Annotated in this window: 18 protein-coding genes; 7 read left to right on the plus strand and 11 right to left on the minus strand. The window is 52.4% G+C overall.

Annotation, left to right across the window (positions count from 1 at the left end):
* Window positions 1-127 precede the first annotated feature (127 nt).
* The 5 genes from phaC to prmB all read right to left on the minus strand — a co-directional run bounded on the left by phaC (window position 128) and on the right by prmB (window position 5,176).
* On the minus strand, window positions 128-1,981 hold the full coding sequence (phaC, locus tag CEK60_RS08725) for a class I poly(R)-hydroxyalkanoic acid synthase (protein ID WP_089038686.1): 1,854 nt from the start codon (window positions 1,979-1,981) through the stop codon (window positions 128-130).
* A gap of 93 nt (window positions 1,982-2,074) precedes the next feature.
* Window positions 2,075-2,485, minus strand: a complete 411-nt coding sequence (locus CEK60_RS08730) for a phasin family protein (protein ID WP_038482660.1) — start codon at window positions 2,483-2,485, stop codon at window positions 2,075-2,077.
* A gap of 155 nt (window positions 2,486-2,640) precedes the next feature.
* Complete coding sequence (locus tag CEK60_RS08735; RefSeq protein ID WP_089038687.1) at window positions 2,641-3,051, minus strand: hypothetical protein; 411 nt, start codon at window positions 3,049-3,051, stop codon at window positions 2,641-2,643.
* 60 nt (window positions 3,052-3,111) lie between these two features.
* A complete protein-coding gene (gene aroC, locus CEK60_RS08740) occupies window positions 3,112-4,203 on the minus strand; it encodes a chorismate synthase (RefSeq protein WP_089038688.1) in 1,092 nt (363 codons plus the stop codon).
* A 13-nt stretch (window positions 4,204-4,216) separates the two neighbouring features.
* Window positions 4,217-5,176, minus strand: coding sequence for a 50S ribosomal protein L3 N(5)-glutamine methyltransferase (prmB, locus tag CEK60_RS08745; protein WP_089038689.1), 960 nt, complete (start codon window positions 5,174-5,176; stop codon window positions 4,217-4,219).
* 170 nt (window positions 5,177-5,346) lie between these two features.
* Here prmB and CEK60_RS08750 point away from each other — a divergent pair, with 170 nt between their 5' ends.
* On the plus strand, window positions 5,347-5,913 hold the full coding sequence (locus CEK60_RS08750) for a Smr/MutS family protein (protein ID WP_089038690.1): 567 nt from the start codon (window positions 5,347-5,349) through the stop codon (window positions 5,911-5,913).
* Window positions 5,914-5,922: 9 nt separating this feature from the next.
* Here CEK60_RS08750 and CEK60_RS08755 read toward each other — a convergent pair whose 3' ends face one another.
* Together CEK60_RS08755 and CEK60_RS08760 are read right to left on the minus strand one after the other, a co-directional pair.
* Window positions 5,923-6,966 (minus strand): patatin-like phospholipase family protein, encoded by a 1,044-nt coding sequence (locus tag CEK60_RS08755; protein ID WP_089038691.1) that lies wholly within the window; start codon window positions 6,964-6,966, stop codon window positions 5,923-5,925.
* 34 nt (window positions 6,967-7,000) lie between these two features.
* On the minus strand, window positions 7,001-7,879 hold the full coding sequence (locus CEK60_RS08760; protein ID WP_089038692.1) for an alpha/beta fold hydrolase: 879 nt from the start codon (window positions 7,877-7,879) through the stop codon (window positions 7,001-7,003).
* Between the two features lie 483 nt (window positions 7,880-8,362).
* Here CEK60_RS08760 and CEK60_RS08765 point away from each other — a divergent pair, with 483 nt between their 5' ends.
* Together CEK60_RS08765 and CEK60_RS08770 are read left to right on the plus strand one after the other, a co-directional pair.
* On the plus strand, window positions 8,363-8,788 hold the full coding sequence (locus CEK60_RS08765) for a LexA family protein (RefSeq protein WP_089038693.1): 426 nt from the start codon (window positions 8,363-8,365) through the stop codon (window positions 8,786-8,788).
* Window positions 8,785-10,131, plus strand: coding sequence for a Y-family DNA polymerase (locus tag CEK60_RS08770; RefSeq protein WP_089038694.1), 1,347 nt, complete (start codon window positions 8,785-8,787; stop codon window positions 10,129-10,131). The genes CEK60_RS08765 and CEK60_RS08770 overlap by 4 nt, the downstream gene beginning before the upstream one ends.
* Here CEK60_RS08770 and CEK60_RS08775 read toward each other — a convergent pair.
* Window positions 10,093-11,556, minus strand: coding sequence for a sodium-dependent transporter (locus tag CEK60_RS08775; protein ID WP_089038695.1), 1,464 nt, complete (start codon window positions 11,554-11,556; stop codon window positions 10,093-10,095). The genes CEK60_RS08770 and CEK60_RS08775 overlap by 39 nt on opposite strands.
* A 157-nt stretch (window positions 11,557-11,713) precedes the next feature.
* Between CEK60_RS08775 and CEK60_RS08780 the strand changes: the two genes are divergently transcribed.
* On the plus strand, window positions 11,714-12,997 hold the full coding sequence (locus CEK60_RS08780) for a M20/M25/M40 family metallo-hydrolase (RefSeq protein WP_089038696.1): 1,284 nt from the start codon (window positions 11,714-11,716) through the stop codon (window positions 12,995-12,997).
* 933 nt (window positions 12,998-13,930) lie between these two features.
* Window positions 13,931-14,731, plus strand: a complete 801-nt coding sequence (locus CEK60_RS08785; protein ID WP_089038697.1) for a MipA/OmpV family protein — start codon at window positions 13,931-13,933, stop codon at window positions 14,729-14,731.
* 233 nt (window positions 14,732-14,964) lie between these two features.
* Here the strand turns inward: CEK60_RS08785 and pdxR are convergent, their stop codons facing one another.
* Window positions 14,965-16,431: a MocR-like pyridoxine biosynthesis transcription factor PdxR gene (gene pdxR, locus CEK60_RS08790; protein ID WP_232471492.1), complete on the minus strand. Its 1,467-nt coding sequence runs from the start codon at window positions 16,429-16,431 to the stop codon at window positions 14,965-14,967.
* A gap of 106 nt (window positions 16,432-16,537) precedes the next feature.
* Here pdxR and CEK60_RS08795 point away from each other — a divergent pair, with 106 nt between their 5' ends.
* Both CEK60_RS08795 and CEK60_RS08800 read left to right on the plus strand, forming a co-directional pair.
* Window positions 16,538-17,314, plus strand: a complete 777-nt coding sequence (locus tag CEK60_RS08795) for an aldolase (RefSeq protein ID WP_089038698.1) — start codon at window positions 16,538-16,540, stop codon at window positions 17,312-17,314.
* A 10-nt stretch (window positions 17,315-17,324) separates the two neighbouring features.
* Window positions 17,325-18,206, plus strand: coding sequence for a dihydrodipicolinate synthase family protein (locus CEK60_RS08800; protein ID WP_089038699.1), 882 nt, complete (start codon window positions 17,325-17,327; stop codon window positions 18,204-18,206).
* Between the two features lie 370 nt (window positions 18,207-18,576).
* Here CEK60_RS08800 and CEK60_RS08805 read toward each other — a convergent pair whose 3' ends face one another.
* Together CEK60_RS08805 and CEK60_RS08810 are read right to left on the minus strand one after the other, a co-directional pair.
* Window positions 18,577-19,266, minus strand: coding sequence for a type 1 glutamine amidotransferase domain-containing protein (locus CEK60_RS08805; RefSeq protein ID WP_089038700.1), 690 nt, complete (start codon window positions 19,264-19,266; stop codon window positions 18,577-18,579).
* 108 nt (window positions 19,267-19,374) lie between these two features.
* Complete coding sequence (locus tag CEK60_RS08810; protein WP_089038701.1) at window positions 19,375-20,112, minus strand: MauE/DoxX family redox-associated membrane protein; 738 nt, start codon at window positions 20,110-20,112, stop codon at window positions 19,375-19,377.
* Window positions 20,113-20,129 lie beyond the last annotated feature (17 nt).

Here is a 20,129-nt window from a genome sequence, read left to right on the forward strand (position 1 = left end):
GCAAATGGCGGTGACGTCTCGATCGGTCAACGCCAACGAGACACACCGCCATTTTCTACCACTCTAAACGTTACCGTAAAGATAAACGTAACGGTTTTTCGTCAGTCCATCATGCCATGGTGGCAAATTATTCTGCGGCAGGGAGTTCGCCCAGCACCTCAGGAATCGTCATTTTCACATAGCGACCAGGCGCGCTTTCAATAATACTTAGCCCACCTTCTCCAGGCTGACGCGCGGGCACCATTTTTTCCGGATCAGGATCTGCATAGCCGTTCTCCGTTACCCAGGCCTGCCAATGCGGCCACCAGGAGCCTTCATTAAAGGTCGAGCCTTCTTGCCACTCATCATGCGTTTTGGGCAGCGCATCGTTGGTCCAGTAGCCGTATTTATTCTTATGAGGGGGGTTCACAATGCCCGCAATATGGCCAGAACCACCCAACACAAACGTCACCGGCCCTTTGGGCAACAGCGCACCATAATACGTACTGTTCCACTTCGCGATGTGATCTTCTTTCGTCGATACGAAATAGCAGGGGGCCGATATTTTACGAAGGTCAATCTTCACCTCGTCTAACTCAATGCCACCCGGCTCGACCAAGCGATTTTCCAAGTACATATGGCGCAGATACCACGCATGCGTACCTGCTGCCAGGTTTGTGCCATCGGTATTCCAATACAACAGGTCAAACGCTGCGGGCGTTTCGCCTTTCAGATAATTATTGATGTAGAACGACCAGAAGAGATCATTCTCACGCAATAAATTAAAGGTATAGGCCATTGAACGGCCATCTAAATACCCCTTCATTTCTAGCGTGTTTTCGATTCCCTCAACCACGCGCTCGTTAAGGAATACGCCAATATCACCGGGATCGCGGAAATCTTGCAGCGTCGCCATGTAGGTAACGGACTTCACCTTGCGACCACGCCGCGTGCTTGTCAGATAAGCGACTGTAGAGGCGGTTAGTGTGCCGCCCACACAGTAGCTCAACAGGTTGACTGACTTCTCGCCACAGGCTTGCTCAATGGCCTCCATCGCGCTAATGGGGCCCATTTGCATGTAATCAGCCCAGGTGATGTCACGCTGCTCTGGGCCTGGGTTACGCCAGGAAATCAGAAATACCGTATGCCCTTGATCCACCATCCACTTGACCAGCGAATTGTCTTCTCGCAGGTCGAGAATGTAATACTTATTGATCCATGGGGGCACGATCAACAGTGGCGTTTTAAAGGTTTTTTCCGTAGTGGGGGTGTATTGAATCAGCTGAATCAGCTCATTTTCATACACCACGGCACCCGGGGTAACCGCAATGTTATCGCCAATACCAAAGGCACTTCGATCGGTCATGCGTACATTGATACCTTCGGCTGAGTTCGCCAGGTCTTCTCGCAGACGCGTCAAACCATCCACCAAATTCTGCCCGCGAGTTTCCAACGTACAGCGCATCACTTCCGGATTAGTCGATACGAAGTTAGTCGGCGACATGGCGTTTACCAACTGCCGAGCATAAAACGCCAGATTGCGCTTTTGCGTCGGGTCTAGGCCATCCAGGTCTTCTATGAGTTCTTCTACCATCTGCGAAAACAGCAGATACTGCTGCATAATCGCCAAGTAGTAAGGCTCTTGCGTCCAGGCTTCATCTTTAAAGCGGCGATCGCCTTTAGCAGGTGTGATCAATGGCGTCACCTGCTCACCAGACATAGCGCGCACACCCTGTTGCCAAAGCAGCCACTGATCTTGCATAAGGCGCGATTGGGTTTGCCACAATAGGTTAGGGTTACTCATGAGCGATTGTGCGGCGGCTTCAAAGCTTTCGCGCATATCACTGTAGACGGAGTCAGCAGCTTCGCTGGGGGCTATCCGTGACAGTAAATCCTCAAGCAGTCCTTTGTACTGTTCACCGACATCGCTTAGCTGCACTTTCCATGCTTCAAGCTCTTCTTGAGAAACACCTTGAGACGGCATTTTCCACCCTGACAGCATACTCACTCTCCCCTCACCTGCTTGGCATTTTCTGCCCAGGCACATCATCCAAAAGAACGCGGCGCCTTGAAGGCGCCGCGAACATAGTTGCGTTTAGCTTTTACGTGAAGACTGGCTAGTCGCTTTCGCAGGCTGTTCACTTTTCGTGGCAGAGGTGGCTTGCTCGCTCATTTTCTGCCCAGCTTCGCTGAACAGCTTTTCCATTTCGGATTTGAATTGCAAGCTCATCTCACCCATGACACGGGCATCTTCCTGCATTTGCTGAGAAAGCTCGTTCATCATTTCGGCTTGTTTGGTGCCAAAATCACGCAGGCTCTCTGCATCGTCAATTTCCGTCGCGCTACGAATGCGCTCGGTGCCCATCTGGCTGTAGCGTTTCATTGCTTCCAGCTGATACTGGGTCATTTTTTCCATGTTGTTGAGCATCAGCGAGTTCATCTTACGCATTGGCTCAAACATTTGGCGGGTTTGGGTACTAAAGGCGTCCATCATTTTATCTTGCATAGTGTCTGCTCCTGTCTCTCGTTCCTTGGCATGAGCCTGGAGTGGCTCATCACATGGCAAAATTGCTGCACTGCAAAAAGAGTAAACGCTGCAATGCTGCTTTGCAACATTCTTAGCAGCTCGCTCAACCACGCTACACATTTCACATGACAGTTCTACCCTTTAGTGCGAGAACGCGAAGAAGCCGTCGCTTTCGCTTTGGAGCTTCTCGCACTTGATGCGCTTCTACCTGACGCTGCTGGCTTAGCAGCCTCTTGAGACTCGCCTTGATCTGTGCCGTCATCCTGTTCGGCACCGCTGCCGGAGGAACCCGCTTTGCGTAACATGTCCAACATCATCTGTTGATAAGTGCCAAAGTTAGCTAACCCTTGGGAGAGACCTTGTTGCATCATCGGCTGCTGCAGGAAAGGACGCATTAGATTCATAGGGTCATAACCATCCTCCCCTGACTCCATTTGCCGCTGAATATTTTCCAGCAGGCTTTGCTGAAACGCCTCAACATCCGGCAGCCCTAGTGATTGGCGAAACTCATCCGGTGTCAGGTCAAATTCAACGTTGATCTTCATAGGCGACTCCTTAACCATCTTCCTAGAGTGTAGCAGCGTTACGCCAAGCGCACCGTGCTGTTATTGTTGTTCTAAACGTGGCGTGTCAACGCTAACATCTCCATTTTGTCCACGATGACGTAGCCAATGATCTAGCAGTGTGATTGCCATCATCGCCTCAGCGATAGGCGTCGCACGGATACCGACACAAGGGTCATGGCGGCCTTTCGTTATTACCTCAACTGGCTGACCATGTATATCAATTGATCGCCCAGGCGTGGTAATACTTGACGTTGGCTTCAACGCTAATCGAGCGACAATCGGTTGGCCACTGGAGATTCCGCCCAACACCCCGCCCGCGTGATTAGAAAGAAACCCTTCAGGCGTCATCTCGTCACGGTGCTCGCTGCCACGCTGGGCAATGCAACCAAATCCAGCGCCGATTTCTATCCCTTTTACCGCATTGATGCTCATCAAACCATGCGCCAGATCAGCATCTAAACGGTCGAAGACCGGCTCGCCTAACCCGACCGGCACACCGTCGGCAATCACGGTAATTTCAGCGCCTACGGAATCTTGATCCCGACGCAGCTGATCCATATAGGCTTCAAGTTCGGCCACTTTGTCCGGGTCAGGGCAGAAAAAGGCATTTTCGGCTACCGCGTCCCAGGTTTTGAATTCGATTTTAATGGGCCCCAACTGGCTCATATAACCGCGAATCTGAATTCCTTGCGCGGCCAGTACCTGCTTGGCAATAGCGCCAGCAGCAACACGCATGGCTGTTTCTCGCGCGCTAGAACGACCGCCGCCCCGATAATCGCGATGGCCATACTTATGATGGTAAGTGTAGTCAGCGTGGGCGGGACGGAATTGGTCTTTGATTTTAGAGTAGTCTTTGGAGCGCTGGTCGGTGTTCTCGATCAATAAACCAATCGACGTCCCCGTGGTTTTGCCTTCAAACACGCCAGAAAGAATCCGCACCTGATCCGGCTCTTTACGCTGAGTGGTGTGTCGAGAGCTACCTGGACGGCGGCGATCTAGATCAAGCTGCAAGTCTGCTTCACTGATCGGTATGCCAGGCGGGCAACCGTCAACAATAGCGCCTAAAGCAGGGCCGTGGCTCTCACCAAACGTGGTAACGGTAAATAGCTTGCCAAAGGTATTGCCAGACATGGGCGTTAGTTCCTCACGCAAAAGACGCCGCATGGGCGTCGAGTTCAGCGGCGCTCAAGGCAAAAACACCCTGGCCGCCACGCTCGAATTCAAGCCAGATAAAGGGCACTTCAGGGAAAGCAGCCTCCACATGGCGGTCGGAATTGCCAACTTCAACAATCAGCCAGCCCTCGTCGGTTAAGTGCTGGTGTGCTTCACGCAGAATGCGTCGCACGATATCCAACCCGTCGTTACCAGCGCCTAACGCCAGAGCAGGCTCATGGCGGAACTCGGCAGGCATAGTGGCCAGATCACGCGCATCAACATAAGGTGGGTTAGATACGATCAGGTCAAAACGCTGGCCTTCCAGGCCGTCAAACACATCGGATTCGACAGCCCGCACGCGATCACCAACGTCGTGACGCGTAATGTTTTGACGAGCAACTGCTAAGGCATCCTGGCTAATATCCGCCAACGCCACCTCGCAGGTAGGCAACACCAATGCAGTGGCAATACCGATACAGCCAGAACCGGTACATAAGTCCAATACTCGGGCAGGCGGCTCTTCCGGGAACCATGCAGCAAAGCCGTCTTCAATCAGCTCGGCAATGGGCGAGCGCGGAATTAACACGCGTTCGTCAACGCTGAACGGGAATCCTGCAAAAAAAGCTTCGCCCAGTAAGTAAGGCAGCGGGCGGCGAGTCGTCACCCGCTCTCGCGCTAACCGGATAATGCGCTCGCGCTCTATTGGCAACAAGCGGGCATCCAGCACAGCTGGGTCGACGTTCCATGGCAGATGCAGTGCGCCTAAGCAAAGCGCAACGGCTTCGTCCCAGGGCGATTCCGTGCCATGCCCATAGTGCAGCCCCGCCAGATAAAACTCGCTGGACACCCAGCGTAAGTAATCGCGCAGTGTAAAAAGCTCGCTCACCAATGCCGATTCCGGCAACGAAAGCATTGAGTGGGAGGTCTCATCATTGAGATGCGTAGTCACAGCGGCTCCTGGCGTGTAAAAAGTTCATGGAAGGATTGTACCTTTGACGCCGTCTGGTTCACAGCGCGTGGTTCACGGTGAACGGTTCACAGCAACGACAAGCTCGCTATACTGTGCGCTTCTCAATTATGCTTATTTGTTAACACTTCATTTCTCTATTTGAGCCGACCATGACGCGACACCTGCCCAACGACGACGATATCAGTGTCTTTCGCCAAGCGCTGCAGGCAGCAGGCGTGCGCCGTATTGCCAGTAACCAAGCTGATCCCGGCAAGCCTAAGCGCAACGACGAAGCTGCCCAGCAAGCACGTCGACAAGCGGCGGTAGAGAGCAACACGCTGCAAACCAGCGGTCGCACGACCGACGGTCGAGTAGAGGCGGTACGCCCCTCAGAGTATCTGGAATTCAGCGTGCCCGACCTGCCCTGGCGCACCTTAAGCCAGTTAAAACGTGGCCAAACCGCGTGGCAAGCGGGGTTGGATTTACACGGTTATACCCTAGAAGAAGCGAGGATTGAGCTTGAAAGTTTTTTGCGCGACGCCGCTGCACAAGGCATGCGCTGTGTTCTAGTCGTGCATGGTAAGGCCTGGGGCACCACCTCTGACTTTCCGGTGCTTAAAAGCCATACCAATGCGTGGTTAAGAGAGTGGCCCGGCGTCTTGGCGTTCTGTTCCGCCACCGATATCGATGGCGGAACAGGCGCGGTGTATATTCTGCTGCGCAAGCGCGGGCAGTAGGCGGCTATGTCACTCGGTCGCATCCGAAGCAATGCTAGGCATGCGGCGCTCTAACGCTTCATCAGCAAGATGCCGACCCAGCCGAATTAATTCGTTGGCGCGGTGAAACTCGTAAGTGCTGCAAACAGTTTTGGGAATTTCGATCAATACATCCGGCGGATAGCCTGCGATTTTATACTTCGCGAGCGCCGCTTGGGTGATATCAAACGACTCTAGAATCATATCGAGCTTGCCCCATTCACGCCGACCACGCAGGTCAACGGTTTCATCAACGTCGCTCTCTTCACCATTGCTGCCCCCCAGCCCATCCCACAGACGGCGCGTGGTGGCACGCACATCGTCCATCCAACCGCCAATATTAGCATCACGGTCGCGCTCTAACGCGGTGCGGCTGTCGCTTGCATCTTCGCTGGGTAACAACTCCTCTAAGGTGATCGGTTGTGGGCTGTGCGCCGTCACGTTAACCGCCACCACAAAATCCGCTTCGTGGGTGGCTAATATCGGCATTATCGGCAGTGGGTTCAGCAAGCCGCCATCAACGAGTACTTGGCCACCCACATGTACTGGGGTAATGACACCCGGCACGGCAATAGAGGCACGGATTGCCTGGAGTAACGGGCCATTTTGAAACCACACCTCACGTTGACGAACCAGATCCGTCGCGACGGTCGTCACCGGAATAGGCAGGTCTTCGATCAGCATATCGCCGACCAGCTCTTCAAGTTTGCTCATGACCTTATTCGCTCGCATGGCGCCCATTGGACTCCAGGTCACATCGACCAGCTTGAGCACGTCTAAATAGTCCAGGTTACACACCCAATCCCGGTATTCAGGCAGCTTGCCAGCGGCATAAATACCAGCAATTAGCGCGCCCATAGAGCAACCCGCAATCGAAATTATCTCGAAGCCGCGCGCTTCTAATGCTTCGATAACACCGATATGGGCATAGCCCCTGGCCCCTCCACTCCCTAATACCAGCGCAACCTTATTACCGCCATTCAAGCAGCTACTTGCCACAGGTGTTTTAACAACATGCGCTACTTTTTTCTTCATCGTCATCTTCCTAACGCGAGCAATCAGGTACCCGCTACGCTTGCTGACTGATTGTACTGGCCACGCGATGAACCGCCTGGGGCTCAAGATGCAGATGATGGCCACCCGCTAGTACATGGCGCGTTAACTGTGGTACTGCTTGGCGCGCTTTTTCTGCCCAGTCCCGCTCGCCTAAAATACCTCGTTCCCCTTCTATCAATAGTACCGGGGCTTGAATCTCCGCCAGTAGTGCCAGCACTTGCTGGGGCGTAAAGCGCACCAAGGAAGGCTTTAATAAACGGCTATCGGTACGCATTTGCACATGCCCATCGGCAGTGGCCTGGGTGTTGCGCTCGACAAGTGGCGTGGCGGTGATGCTGTCCAGCGGCGTGACACCTCCGGCTACCCGCGCTGCAACTGCACTCTCAACATCGGGATAACGAGGAGGACGGGAAAGCGGCCGCCTATAGGCCACTAGCCCTTTGCGTAGTTGGCTGGCAGTCTCTTCGGCAGGTGTGTTTAGCGCTCCTAAGCCATCTAACAGAATTAGCTTATCTACCCGCTCAGGCAGCGCTGCCGAGACTAGGCAAGCCACGGCTGCCCCCATCGAGTGAGCAAGTAGCGTCGCTTTTTCAATCTCCAATGATTCCATGGTATCCAGCACGTCCTGGGTATAGTCCCATAGTGCATAGTCGCTTCCTGCAGGCGCATGAGCTGAGTGCCCGTGACCACGGAAGTCGATCGCCACAATGCGAATATCCAGTGCTTTCACCAATAGCGGCGCCAGCCGACTGAAGCTCGCCGCGTTGTCTAGCCAACCATGCAGCGCCACCCAAGTAGGCGCAGTGCTACGCCCCCAGCTAAGCGCCGCCAGCCGACCATTCGCCAGGGAAAGCGGCTGCGCAGCGGTACCGACGTGGGTCGATTCATTCATAAGCAGGATCTCTTAAAAGCCGGATAACCAAGCAATGTCATATACGTCAGATGACGCTCTAAGGCGTAAACGTTACCATGCTAAGCGCAGCGCATCTGCCGCTTTTATGCGGATAACGCTTGCGTGCTGCAACTACTGCGAAATGCTCTTAACGATGATGACCAACAGGAAAATGACTATGAAACCACGTCGTGACACCCGTGCTCGCAACCTTGTGTTCTTGATTACCGTGATAAGTGCGTTGGTGGTTGGTCTGTGGCTTGCTCGCTAAGCCAATTGCACCCACTAAGCCAGTAGCTCCCAGCCCCCCAGCGTTGAGCGTCGCTTGCAATTTCTCCTTCATGAATAAATACTGTTTATAAATACTGTATATAAACACACTATTTATTCATGAGGATGCCGACGATGCCGTCCCAACCCGCCGCTTTAAAAACAGCCACGTTGGCAACAAGTACGTTTACAACGAGTACATTTCCAACAACGATGGTCGCGACAGCCCTGCCGTTAACCTCTCAGCCATTGCCATTTCCAACGTTATACGGCCGCGCTGGGTTTAGCGGCTTCCCTTCACCTGCTCAAGATTACGAACCACGCACGTTAGATCTCAATGAGCGACTGATTAAACATCCCAACCACACGTTTTACCTCACCGCCGCGGGCGACAGCATGGAAGGCTGGGGGATATTCGAAGGTGATTTGCTGGTGGTAGATCGCAGCATACCGCCCCGCTTAGGGCATATCCTGGTCGCCATGTTTGAAGAGGAAGTACTGATAAAGCGTTATGCGCTCTATCAAGGCACACCACACCTCTGCTCGGCACATCCCCACTATCCACCGCTGCCGTTAGCAGAGACAAACTGCCAGCTATGGGGGGTGGTGCGCGCCGTGGTGCATGAGTATTTGCCATGATTGGCCTTGTTGATGCCAATAATTTTTATGTTTCCTGCGAGCGTGTTTTTAAGCCCGCGCTTGAAGGCAAACCCGTGGGCGTGATGTCGAATAACGATGGCTGTGTGATCGCCCGCTCGGCCGAAATGAAAGCCTTGGAAATCCCCATGGGCACTCCCGCTTTCCAACTGGAAGGTTTGCGCCGACGGGGAGAGATTCACTTACTGTCATCAAACTACGAGCTGTATGGCGACATGTCCGCACGACTCGCCCAGCTACTGCGGGATGCCTGCCCAGACGTCGCGCCTTACTCTATTGACGAAATGTTTATCTACCTGGATGGCTTCAGCGACACTCAATGCCAAGCGCTCGGGGAAGCTGTGCGCCGCCGTGTTCGCCGCTATTTAGGGCTACCTGTATGCGTAGGGCTGGCACCTACCCATACGCTAGCCAAGCTCGCTAATCACGTTGCCAAACAGCAGTCTCACTACCAAGGCGTCTGCCTACTCACTGCCAACAGCCCGACCACTACGGCGCTGCTTAAACAGCTGCCGGTGAATGACGTATGGGGCGTCGGCAGACGCCTAGCAGAACGGCTTGCGGTGAGTGGTATTCGCACGGCGTGGCAGTTGCGGGAGTGCGACCCAAAGCAACTTCGCAAACGATTTTCAGTGGTGCTTGCGCGTACAGCGCTAGAGCTACGTGGCACCTCCTGCTTGGCAATGAACGCATTAGAAGAGCCGCGTCAGCGTATTATGACGTCACGCTCTTTTGGCCACGCAACCGGCGTAAAAGCGGAATTGCACGCAGCGCTGCGCCGCCATGCTCAGCGCAGTGCCGAAAAACTGCGCCAGCAGAAAAGCCTTACCCGCGCCGTATTGCTATTTCTAAATACCAACCGCCATCGTAAAGACCAGCCTCAGCTTTCACCTAGCGCGATGATTCCCCTGGCATCGCCAAGCGACGATACCCGCATCATTTTAGAAGCCGTGCGCGAAGGGTTGGAACAGATGTATCGGCCGGGTTTTCAGTTTATGAAAGCCGGTGTCATGCTATTGGACTTAGTCGATGCACAGCAGTATCAGCTTTCGCTGTTGCAGCCTTCACATAAAGCGCACCCGCACTTGATGAACGCCGTTGACGCCATTAATCAGCGCATGGGGCAAGGCACGATTCGCTTTGGAATGACAGAGGCGGAAGCACCGTGGCAGTTGCGCTGTGCGCACCGCTCTAACCGTTACACCACCTGCTGGGACGAACTCATGGAGGCAGGCACTCACCCTGGCGCCATTGCAGCTGCCAGGGTGAAGCGTGAACAACAGCGGCTAGCGCGAGCTCAGCGTTTGGCGCAGCCGCGGGCTTAGGGTCTCCCCCACTGCGACCATGACCAGCAAAACCGCTAGCAGCCACGGCCAATGCACCGCGAACGAAACTTGGTAAAGCCCCAAGGCATCAGCAAAGATAACCAAAATACCCAACGGACTAACGTAGCGCACCATGGTCAGCCATAGCGCATAAGGCAACGGCGCAAGGCCCAGTTCGTCGCGGAAGGTTTCGCTTTTCAGCACAAAACCTGCCAGCACGACCGTACCCAATCCCCCTAGCGGCATCATCCAGCGCGAGGTCAGGTAATCAAGCCAGTCGAAAAAGGTTTTACCCGCCAGTGTCCAATCAGCGCCCAGGTTAAACGACAGCATCGCCAGCGTGCTGATCAGCCATAGCACAATGCCCGTCGCCCAAGAGGCCGATTTGCGGGTCATGCCTTTGTTATCGCATAACCACGACACCGTGGCTTCCACCATCGAAATAGACGAGGTCAGCGCCGCCATCGAGAGCATCAAGAAAAACAGAATGCCAAATAGCGTGCCCATTGGCATCGCCTGGAAGGCCAGCGGCAAGCTCATAAAGATAAGCCCCGGCCCTTCACCAGGATTCATACCGTTAGCAAAAATGACCGGGAAGATCGCCAACCCCGCCATTAACGCAACCACGGTATCGGCAATGGCCACGCTTACCGTGGTACGCCCAATCGAAGCTCCTTTGGGCAAGTAGCTACCGTAGGTAAGAATCGCACCGGATGCCAACGACAACGTGAAAAAGGCGTGGCCCAACGCCGCCAGCATGCCTTCACTAGAGAGGCTGCCTGCGTTGAACGAGAACAAGAAGCTCACTGCCTCGCCAAACCCACCGGAAAACACCCCGAAGATGATCAGTAGAATGAGCATGAGCACCAGCCCAGGCATCATCCAACTGACATTTTTCTCGATACCTTCCTGAACGCCTTTGCCCACAATCACCATGGTCAGCACTGCCACCAGGGTGCTCCAACCGCCCAGAATGAACGGGTTGGCATTATTGGCTCCAAAGACCGCCGCCATGTCATCAACGCTACTGCCTGCGAGGCCACCGGTGAGCATTTTCCATAAATAGGAGAACGACCAACCTGCGACCACGACATAAAACGACAGAATCATAAAGCCGCAAAGCATCGCCATCCAACCAATCAGCGACCAGGCAGAAGAGCGGCCAGACTCATTGACGACACGCCGTATCGCATCAATCGGGCTGCCGCGCCCACGCCGACCAAAGGCAATTTCGGTCATCATCACTGGAACGCCAACGGCTAAAATGCACGCCAGATACACCAGCACAAAGGCCCCACCACCATACTCCCCGGTGATATAGGGGAATTTCCAAATATTGCCCAGCCCCACCGCCGAACCGGTGGCTGCCAGCATAAAGCCCCAGCGGCCCAGCCACTGAGTGCGAGGTTGCCCAGAAGACGCCATGACCTTCCACCTTGTCAGAAAAAAGCGCCTATCCTAGAGGATTTTATAACCAAAGCCCAAAATTCTTGTCTCTCTAGGCGAACCAGCCATGCGCATCTGAAGCAAGAATCTGGCAGACTAGTTAGCGATGAACACCACCCAACGGAGAGTGCTTAACATGAGCGACAGCGCCAAACCCTGGACGCAACCCATGCCCGACGCGCAGTTCAACATCATGCGCGACATTCTTGCTGCCCCCAGCCCGGTAGGCCTGGAAGGCGCCATGACCTACGGCGTACTGAAGCCCTACTTTGAAAGCTTCGCGCCCAGCGGCTGGCATCTGCATCAGTTTAAAGGCAATGCTGGCGTAGTGCTGGACACCCACCCTGGCCGCGATGACATGTTCAAAGTGATGATCATCGGCCATGCAGACAAAATCCGCATGCAGGTTCGCTCGATTGGCGAAGACGGCAAGATCTGGATCAACACTGACTCCTTCTTGCCTAGCGTACTTATCGGCCATGAAGTGAAGCTATTCAGCGAAGATCCTGACGCCCTCGGCAGCTATCGCTGCATCCAAGGCGGTACAGTAGAAGCCCTGGGCGCGATTCACTTTTCTGATCCTGCACAACGCGATGGCAGCAAAGGTATCAAAAAAGAGCAGATCTACCTGGACCTGCAAATCCATGGCGAAAATAAAAAGCAGCAAGTGCTGAATTTAGGCGTTCGCCCGGGTGACTCCATTATTTTCGACCGCCCTATTCGCCCTGGTTTTAGCCCGAACACCTTCTACGGCGCTTACCTGGATAATGGCTTGGGCTGCTTTGTTACCGCAGAAGTAGCGAAGTTAATCGCAGAAGCCGGCGGCACTGAAAACGTACGCGTGCTGTTTGCCATTGCCAGCTACGAAGAAATTGGCCGTTTCGGCAGCCGCGTATTGGCTGGCGAACTAAAGCCAGACGCACTGATTGGCGTAGACGTTAACCACGACTACGTAGCCGCCCCCGGTATTGGCGACAAGCGCATGCAGCCGCTAGAAATGGGCAAAGGCTTCACGATGTCCGTAGGCTCCATTGCCAGCGAACAGCTCAACCGCATTATCGCCAGCGCCGCAAAAGAGCAGGATATTCCCCTGCAGCGGGACATCGTTGGCGTGGATACAGGCACTGACGGCATGGCAGGCGTGCTGGCCTCTATTGATAGCGCAGCTACCTCAATCGGCTTCCCGATCCGCAACATGCACACTATTTCCGAAACCGGCAACACCCAGGATGTGCTCGCGGCAGTTCACGCGCTGACCCACACCTTAAAAGCACTGGATGCCCTACCCGACCTGCAGCGGGAATTCCTGGACAACCACCCACGGCTTGACCAGGCCAGCCCGCTTAGCCATCAGGGCAGCGACAAGCCTGATACTGATGAAGACAAAAAAGCCTCAAAGCCCAAAAAAGCGAAGAAGTAGCGAAGAGGTAGTAAAGAACGAGTGTAGCCAAGGACTAGCGTAAAAAAACCCCGGCCATTCCTGGCCGGGGTAGTAGTATTTCCTCCGTAATCCTTCTTCACGAACGTCCTGTTCGTGCATCCTTGGTTTAACAAGCCTTCCTGCTTGGTCGTCCCTAACACCTTTCCCTGTGTTTACCTACCTTGAACCTCATATATGTCAAAAACATTAACCTGGGATATCAAAACATAAGTTTTTTTAAATTTTTATACTACCCGTTTATAAACAGATAGCTGCTTATATAAATGGCGAACTAGCCGTTTGCTGTTTATACTTTTTAAGCATCGTCACGGATGCACCTCTACACGGAACGTTACCACGACTGAACCCATTAACTCCCTTACGTTAGGAGGTCAGCGTGAGACATATCATGATTAGCCCGACAGTCTACGGTGTGGATATTATTTGCCGTCATTGCGGCAACGCGGAATCCTCGAAAACGGCGTACCTAAAACGATTTCGCCTTGAGGGCACCGGCAAAGACAGCGCTACACTACGCTGCATGAATTGCCAAACGGCGGTATCCACACCAATGAGCAAACTCAGCGCACTGTTTTATCATCACGCTTGTTAGTCAGCAGTGCCGTTTGCCCATAAAAAAACCCCGACCATCGCACTGGCCGGGGTTTTATCAGGTCCTCCTTGATTTTTCTTCACGAACCTCCTGTTCATGCGTCCTTGTGCACCACAAGCACTCCCTGCTTGCACTTCCTTGTAGCGCTATCCCTGCGCTATGTGTGCACAGTGCGCCCTATAGCCGTTGAGTTATCTAACCTAAGCTATGAAACAGAAAATAGTTCCAATTCATGAACCACGCAGGTCTCTAGAGCGCTTGCAGTAGTTTGAAACAAAAACATACAATCACGCAGGTTTGAACAATTTAAAGGACACCCCGTGACGACTCTCGTTTCTCGCGCGACCCAAAGCACTTCTAACTATAAGTACTTCACCCCCTGGTTAGCAGCGGCTTTCATTAGCATCGCATTCGCTGCCCCCGCATTGGGGGACAGCTGGGAAGGCAGTATAGGCGCAGGCGTAACCTACTCACCTGACTACCTGGGCAGCGACGACTATGAAACACAAGCGTGGCCTGTCCTTAACCTGACGTACGGCGACCAGCTCTCAATCAATGTGCGCGACGGTATTGAGTGGCACGCTATCCGTAGCGGAAACTGGACCGCCTCTCCGTTCATTGGCTACACCTTTGGGCGAGACAATAAGGGCGATATCAGCCGGTTTGAAAAAGTCGATGACGGAGCCACGTTAGGCTTGCGGATTAGCTATCAGCAAGGGTTCTGGCGCTATAGCGTTGCAGGCAGCACGCCGGTAAGCGGCGACGTTGAAGGCGCGAAATTTTCAGCCAATGCTGTTATGCGTATGCCGGTTAGCGAACGGACATTCTTCACGCTATCGCCCAGCGTTACCTATTCAAACGAGAAGTGGACCGAGTCGCTGTTTGGCGTATCAATGCAAGACAGCGTACGTAGCGGCGTGGCTGCTTATAACCCAGATAGCGGTTACTGGCGCATGGGGGTGAATGCCAGCCTTAGCTATTTCCTAACCCCTGAATGGACTGCTACCGGTTTCGTCGGCGCAACTCACCTGACTGGCAGCGCGGCCGACAGCCCAATCGTTGATGAGCTAGGTAGCGATTGGCAAGCCCTCACCGGAGTATCGTTAAGCTATCGTTTTTAAAATCGGTCGTTTTTAACATAGGCAGTTGGCCATGCCTTAATAAGGCTAGCTTTTGGGGCGTACGGATTTAATGGTTGATGGGGCACTTTAGCCCTATCAACCTGATACCGCCCTCAGATGGTTGACAGAATCCCCCCCGTAGCCGAGCTCCTCTGCCCTGTGGTGTGTCGACATAACAGAGAAGAAACTAAACACTCATGCGCTAGCCCTGCCTATCGCCTGTCGACTCCTATTCATTCTGATACAAGCAGGGCCTTTGAAAGCTGTTCTACTGACTGCGTAATCTCAGATTTACTCAATGCTCCGAACCCAAACCTTAGGTGGGTCGGTATAATCTGATCATCGTTGTAAACGGTGCTTAAAGTTGAGTCTTTGCCGGGAAGCTGTTCCAACGCCCTCCCATTAACAAGCTTCGAAATATTTACCCATATAGCCATTCCGCCTGTAGGCAACTTAAAAGAAACCTTATCACCAAAAAAACGGATGAATTCTTCTGCAGCGAAATTACGCCTTGCCTCATACTCCTTTCGCGTTTTTCTGATATGACGCCTGACTTCACCTGATTCCATCAGATTTGAAAGCACAAGTTCAGATACCGCATTACCCTGCCTGTCAATCAATACGATTTCCTGTGCGGCACGCTCAATAAACTGAGCATTGGCCGCCATATATCCAAGTCTTAGACCAGGAGCAAAGACCTTCGACATCGAACCTATATGCACAACATTCTCAGAATTCGGCAGGCTTGCGAGCGGAGGAATTGGGTTTGTTTCATAGTGAAACTCATGATCATAGTCATCTTCCAGAACCGCAAACTTGTATGTTTTGGAGAGTTCCAGAAGTACCAGCCGCCTGCTCATGTGCATACAGACAGTTGTTGGATATTGATGGTGGGGGGTGACATAAATGGCTGCGACTGAATGTTCAGCCAGTATCTCTCTCAAGTGTTCTATATCTAACCCTTTATCATCAAGCCTGCATTTCAAGACTTTAAAGCCATTTGACTCAAACGCAGCTCTAGCGGGCAAATAACAAAGGTCCTCCATGACGATGGCACCTTTTCCCGGATCCAAAATTCGAGAAGCGAGATAAATCCCCATTTGACTCCCCCTGACAACACATACCTGCTCTGCAGAGCAGTTCATAAAACGGTCACCGGATAGCATTTTCGCGATCGATTTCCGTAATTCAATGCTCCCTTTAGGGTCGCCATAACCCAGCTTTGATTGACGGCTAAGGTCTATACACACCCGTCGATAGGTTCGCGCGAGCAGCTCATAAGGGATAAGACGAGAGTCCGGAGTACCATCATTCATTATCGATATGTCGTTATAAGAGCCGCGTGCCCCCTGGTAGAGTATTTCAACCAGCTCCGAGGCCGATTTTGTCCTGTCGGTACTGTTGACCAAATAGTGGTCTGACGAGGACAGTCCTTGCTCGGGAAGGATTTTAGAAACAAACGTACCCGACCTCGAGCGTGTCACCAGCCACCCCTGAGCTTCCAGCTCTTCATATACCTGCTGTACGGTTTTCCGATTAACGCCTAATTGCTCGGCTAAAGCGCGGGACCCCGGCAACATGCTGCCGGGCATCAGCCGCCCTTCCTTAATATCCGCCGTTAACGTGTTCAACAGTTTTGAATGCAAGGTTTTACCAGAGCTGTCTTCCAGCCACAGCTGAGTTTGCCAAGGCCTTAACATGTCACCCTCTCTTCTGGACCACTTAAATTAAAAAAACTGGCCCTTATTAAGGGTCCAGAACGGCGATATTGTACAACCATTATCAAAGCCACCTGAGGAAAAAAGCATGAAGACCGCCACTAAAGCAAAACAGGAACTAATGCAGATCGCAGAAAGCAATATGCAAGAGCGTATACAAGACATAGAGCTGACTGTTCGTGAAAAACTCGCGCTGACATGCCGAATCCTGTTCGATAAAGGTCACGATTCAGGCTTGGCAGGCCAGATTACCTGCCGTAGTGAGCAGCCCAATACTTTTCTAACTCAACGATTGGGTTTGGGGTTTGATGAAATCACAGCCGAAAACTTGTTAATCGTGGATCATGACCTGGAGCTATTGGCTGGCAAAGGTATGCCTAATCCAGCCAACCGTTTCCATACTTGGATCTATAAAGAGCATCCAGAAGTTAATTGCATCATTCATACCCACCCTACCCATGTGGCCGCATTGTCGATGCTAGAAGTACCACTGATCATTTCCCAAATGGACACTGCCGCTTTGTACAACGATTGCTCGTTCGTTGCTGAATGGCCAGGCGTCCCTGTTGGAAATGAAGAGGGCGTATTAATTTCAAAGGCGCTGGGTAATAACCGAGCTGTATTTCTTGCCCACCATGGACAACTTGTAACCGGCAAAACGATTGAAGAGGCCTGTAACTTGGCCATCCTGATCGAGCGAGCGGCAAAACTGCAGCTTCTAGCAATGTCTGCTGGTCAAATTAAGCCCCTACCTCATGATCTGGCCCAGGAAGCACATGACTGGGTATCGTCCGATAAACGAAACAAAGTGAATTTTTCCTACTACGCAAGACAGGCTCTAAAAAATCACCAAAACTGCATTTAAGGGGTAAATCATGAACTTATCAGGCATCATTGGCTATCCGGTAACTCCCTTTAGCCAAAATAATAAACAGGTGGATCTCAACAAACTCGGTAGCGTAATAGATGTGCTACTTGAAGCCAAAGTAGATGCTATTGCTGCATTAGGCAGTGCCGGTGAGGCCGCCTATTTGAGTGAAGAGGAGTGGAAGCAGGTCGCTGAATACACTGTGAAGTATGTTGCAGGTAGGGTACCTGTGGTCATTGGTATCGCAGAGCTTACCACCGAGCAAGCCGTTAAATACGCGCAGCATGCTCATCACATCGGAGCCGATGTAATTATGCTCTCTCCATTTTCGTATTATAAGTTGAGCGAGGCTGAAATCTTCCAGCACTACGAAGCAGTCTCAAGCGCAAGTCCGCTGCCCATTATGGTTTATAACAACCCAGCCACCTGTGGCGTGGATATGAGTCCCGAATTCATGCTTAAAATGGTCGACAGCATACAGAATGCAAGCATGATCAAGGAAAGTACTGGCGACATACAACGCATGCACAAGATCTACACACTATCGGATGGCAAAGTGCCCTTTTTTAATGGCTGTAACCATATGGCGTTAGAGGCTCTCAATGCAGGTGCCAGCGGTTGGTGTACAGCAGCTCCTTGCCTGATAGGCGATAAACCGAAACAACTGTTCGACGCGGTCAAGAGCGGTGACAATGAGAAGGCTAAGGCACTGTTTTACCAGCAATACGAGTTTCTTGAATTTATCGTTTCATTCGGCCTAGCAGCAGCAATTAAATCAGGGCTTACACTTCAAGGAAAAGAAGCGGGCAACCCAAGAAAACCGCTTCTTCCTTTAAATAAGACAGCTCAGCAGCGACTTCAAAGTATGTTGGATAATCTTAATCAATAGAAGATAGGAATAGCGATATACGGTGATTTTCAAACCAACTGTCCAAATGGCTGCTCTTAAGCAGCCTGTTTATTACGCTCAAATTCGTGCACTTTGTCAGGGCTAATCGACAACGGGGTTACCTTACAGTTTCGAGTGCTGCCTGACTGCTGCAAACGCTTGGATGGCTAGGGCTACCTTTTAAAGCCAAAAAATAGATAACCCTAGTGCCACCGCTTTAGATGAGTTATCCCGAAATCACGATTACGAATGGTAGGCACATCACGATGGCCATAATCAGGATGAACTGCACTGTCGGTTCATAGTCGCACATGAAAACGGCGGGCACACTGCCCGCCGTCATGCTTTCTAACGCTAAAAAACGTACTGCTTAACGGGCCGCCAGCCATGCCATTAGTGCTTCGGCGGTAGCCGCAGAAGAAGGCGGATTTTGGCCAGTAATTAGCTGGCCGTCTTCACGCACATACGGCGTAAAGTCGTCTGCTTTGCTGTAGATGCCACCGCACTGTTGCAACGCATCTTCTACCAAGTGCGGGACGATATCCGTCAGGCCAACCGCATCTTCTTCACCATTAGTAAAGCCTGTGACTTGGCGCCCTTTTACCAGTGGTTCACCAAGACTATTTTTTGCATTAATCAACACGATAGGCGCATGGCATACCGACGCCACTGGTTTGCCCTGGGCAATAAAATTTTCGATCAGCTTGATAGAATCTTGATCGTCCACTAGGTCCCACAGCGGGCCATGACCGCCGGGATAAAACACTGCATCGAAGTCACCCGCGTACATATCGCTTAGGCGATGCGTTGCCGCTAGCGCCGCATTCGCTTCATCATCTTGCTTAAAGCGCCGAGTTTCATCGGTTTGGCTATCGTCTGCATCACTTTTCGGGTCAAGTGGCGGCTGCCCTCCGTTTGGCGAGGCCAGCGTTACGTCTGCACCTGCATCTTTAAAGACATAGTACGGCGCTGCTAGCTCTTCTAACCAAAAGCCAGTTTTTTCGCCGGTGTCTCCTAACTGATCATGTGATGTCAGCACCACCAAAATACGCTTGCTCATCTAATGACTCCTAAGTGTGAAGCGTGCGATAGCGTCTTGCGTCACTTACTCTACCTTGGGGCGTGTTTTCTGGGTTGCAAGGCGCATAACCTTTTCTACTCACTTGCGTTACAGCAGACTCTTCAGCGGCATCCAAAGCCCCATGGCGATCATGACAAGGTTTTCCGTCAATGAAATAAAGCCCAGCGGCACATTGCTATTACCGCCCGCACAGGCACATTTCAGTTCTCGCTTATCGATATACACCGCCTTAATCACCGACACAGCACCCACCGTACCAATGAACAGTGCCAGCGGTGCTGCCAGCCATATCAATGCCCCCGCCAGCATCAAGACACCCGCCAAGGTTTCCGCATAAGGGTAAACATATCCATAGGGCACATAGCGCTTAGCCAGCAAATCGTAATTCAGAAACATGGTGCTGAAACTTTCCACGTCTTGAAGCTTTTGTAACCCAAGCAACACCATAGCGCTAGCCACTGCATATTCAGGTAATCGCGCCGTCAATAGCGCCCCATGGGCCAGCCAACTAATCGCCAAACCAATCAACAGCGCCGTAGCAAAAATAGCGATCACTGGCCGATAGGATGTTTCCTGAGCACCCGGCACGTTTAAGCCCAAATACTCGCGCACCTCTTCATAGCCACCGATGCGCTTATCATCAATATAGGTTTGCGGCGTCGTATCGACCTGTTCTTTCGCTTTAAATGCATCGGTTTCGTCGCGGGATGTTAACGGGTGGTCATGCACCTCGTAGCCCTTACGCTGCAGCAATGAAACGGTTTTCAAACCAAAGGGGCACTGGTGCGCATCCGTTTTCATGCGATAAACATGTGCCGTTGCCATACTCCCTCCCTGTTGTG

Source organism: Halomonas sp. N3-2A, assembly GCF_002216165.1.
Lineage (GTDB): Bacteria > Pseudomonadota > Gammaproteobacteria > Pseudomonadales > Halomonadaceae > Vreelandella.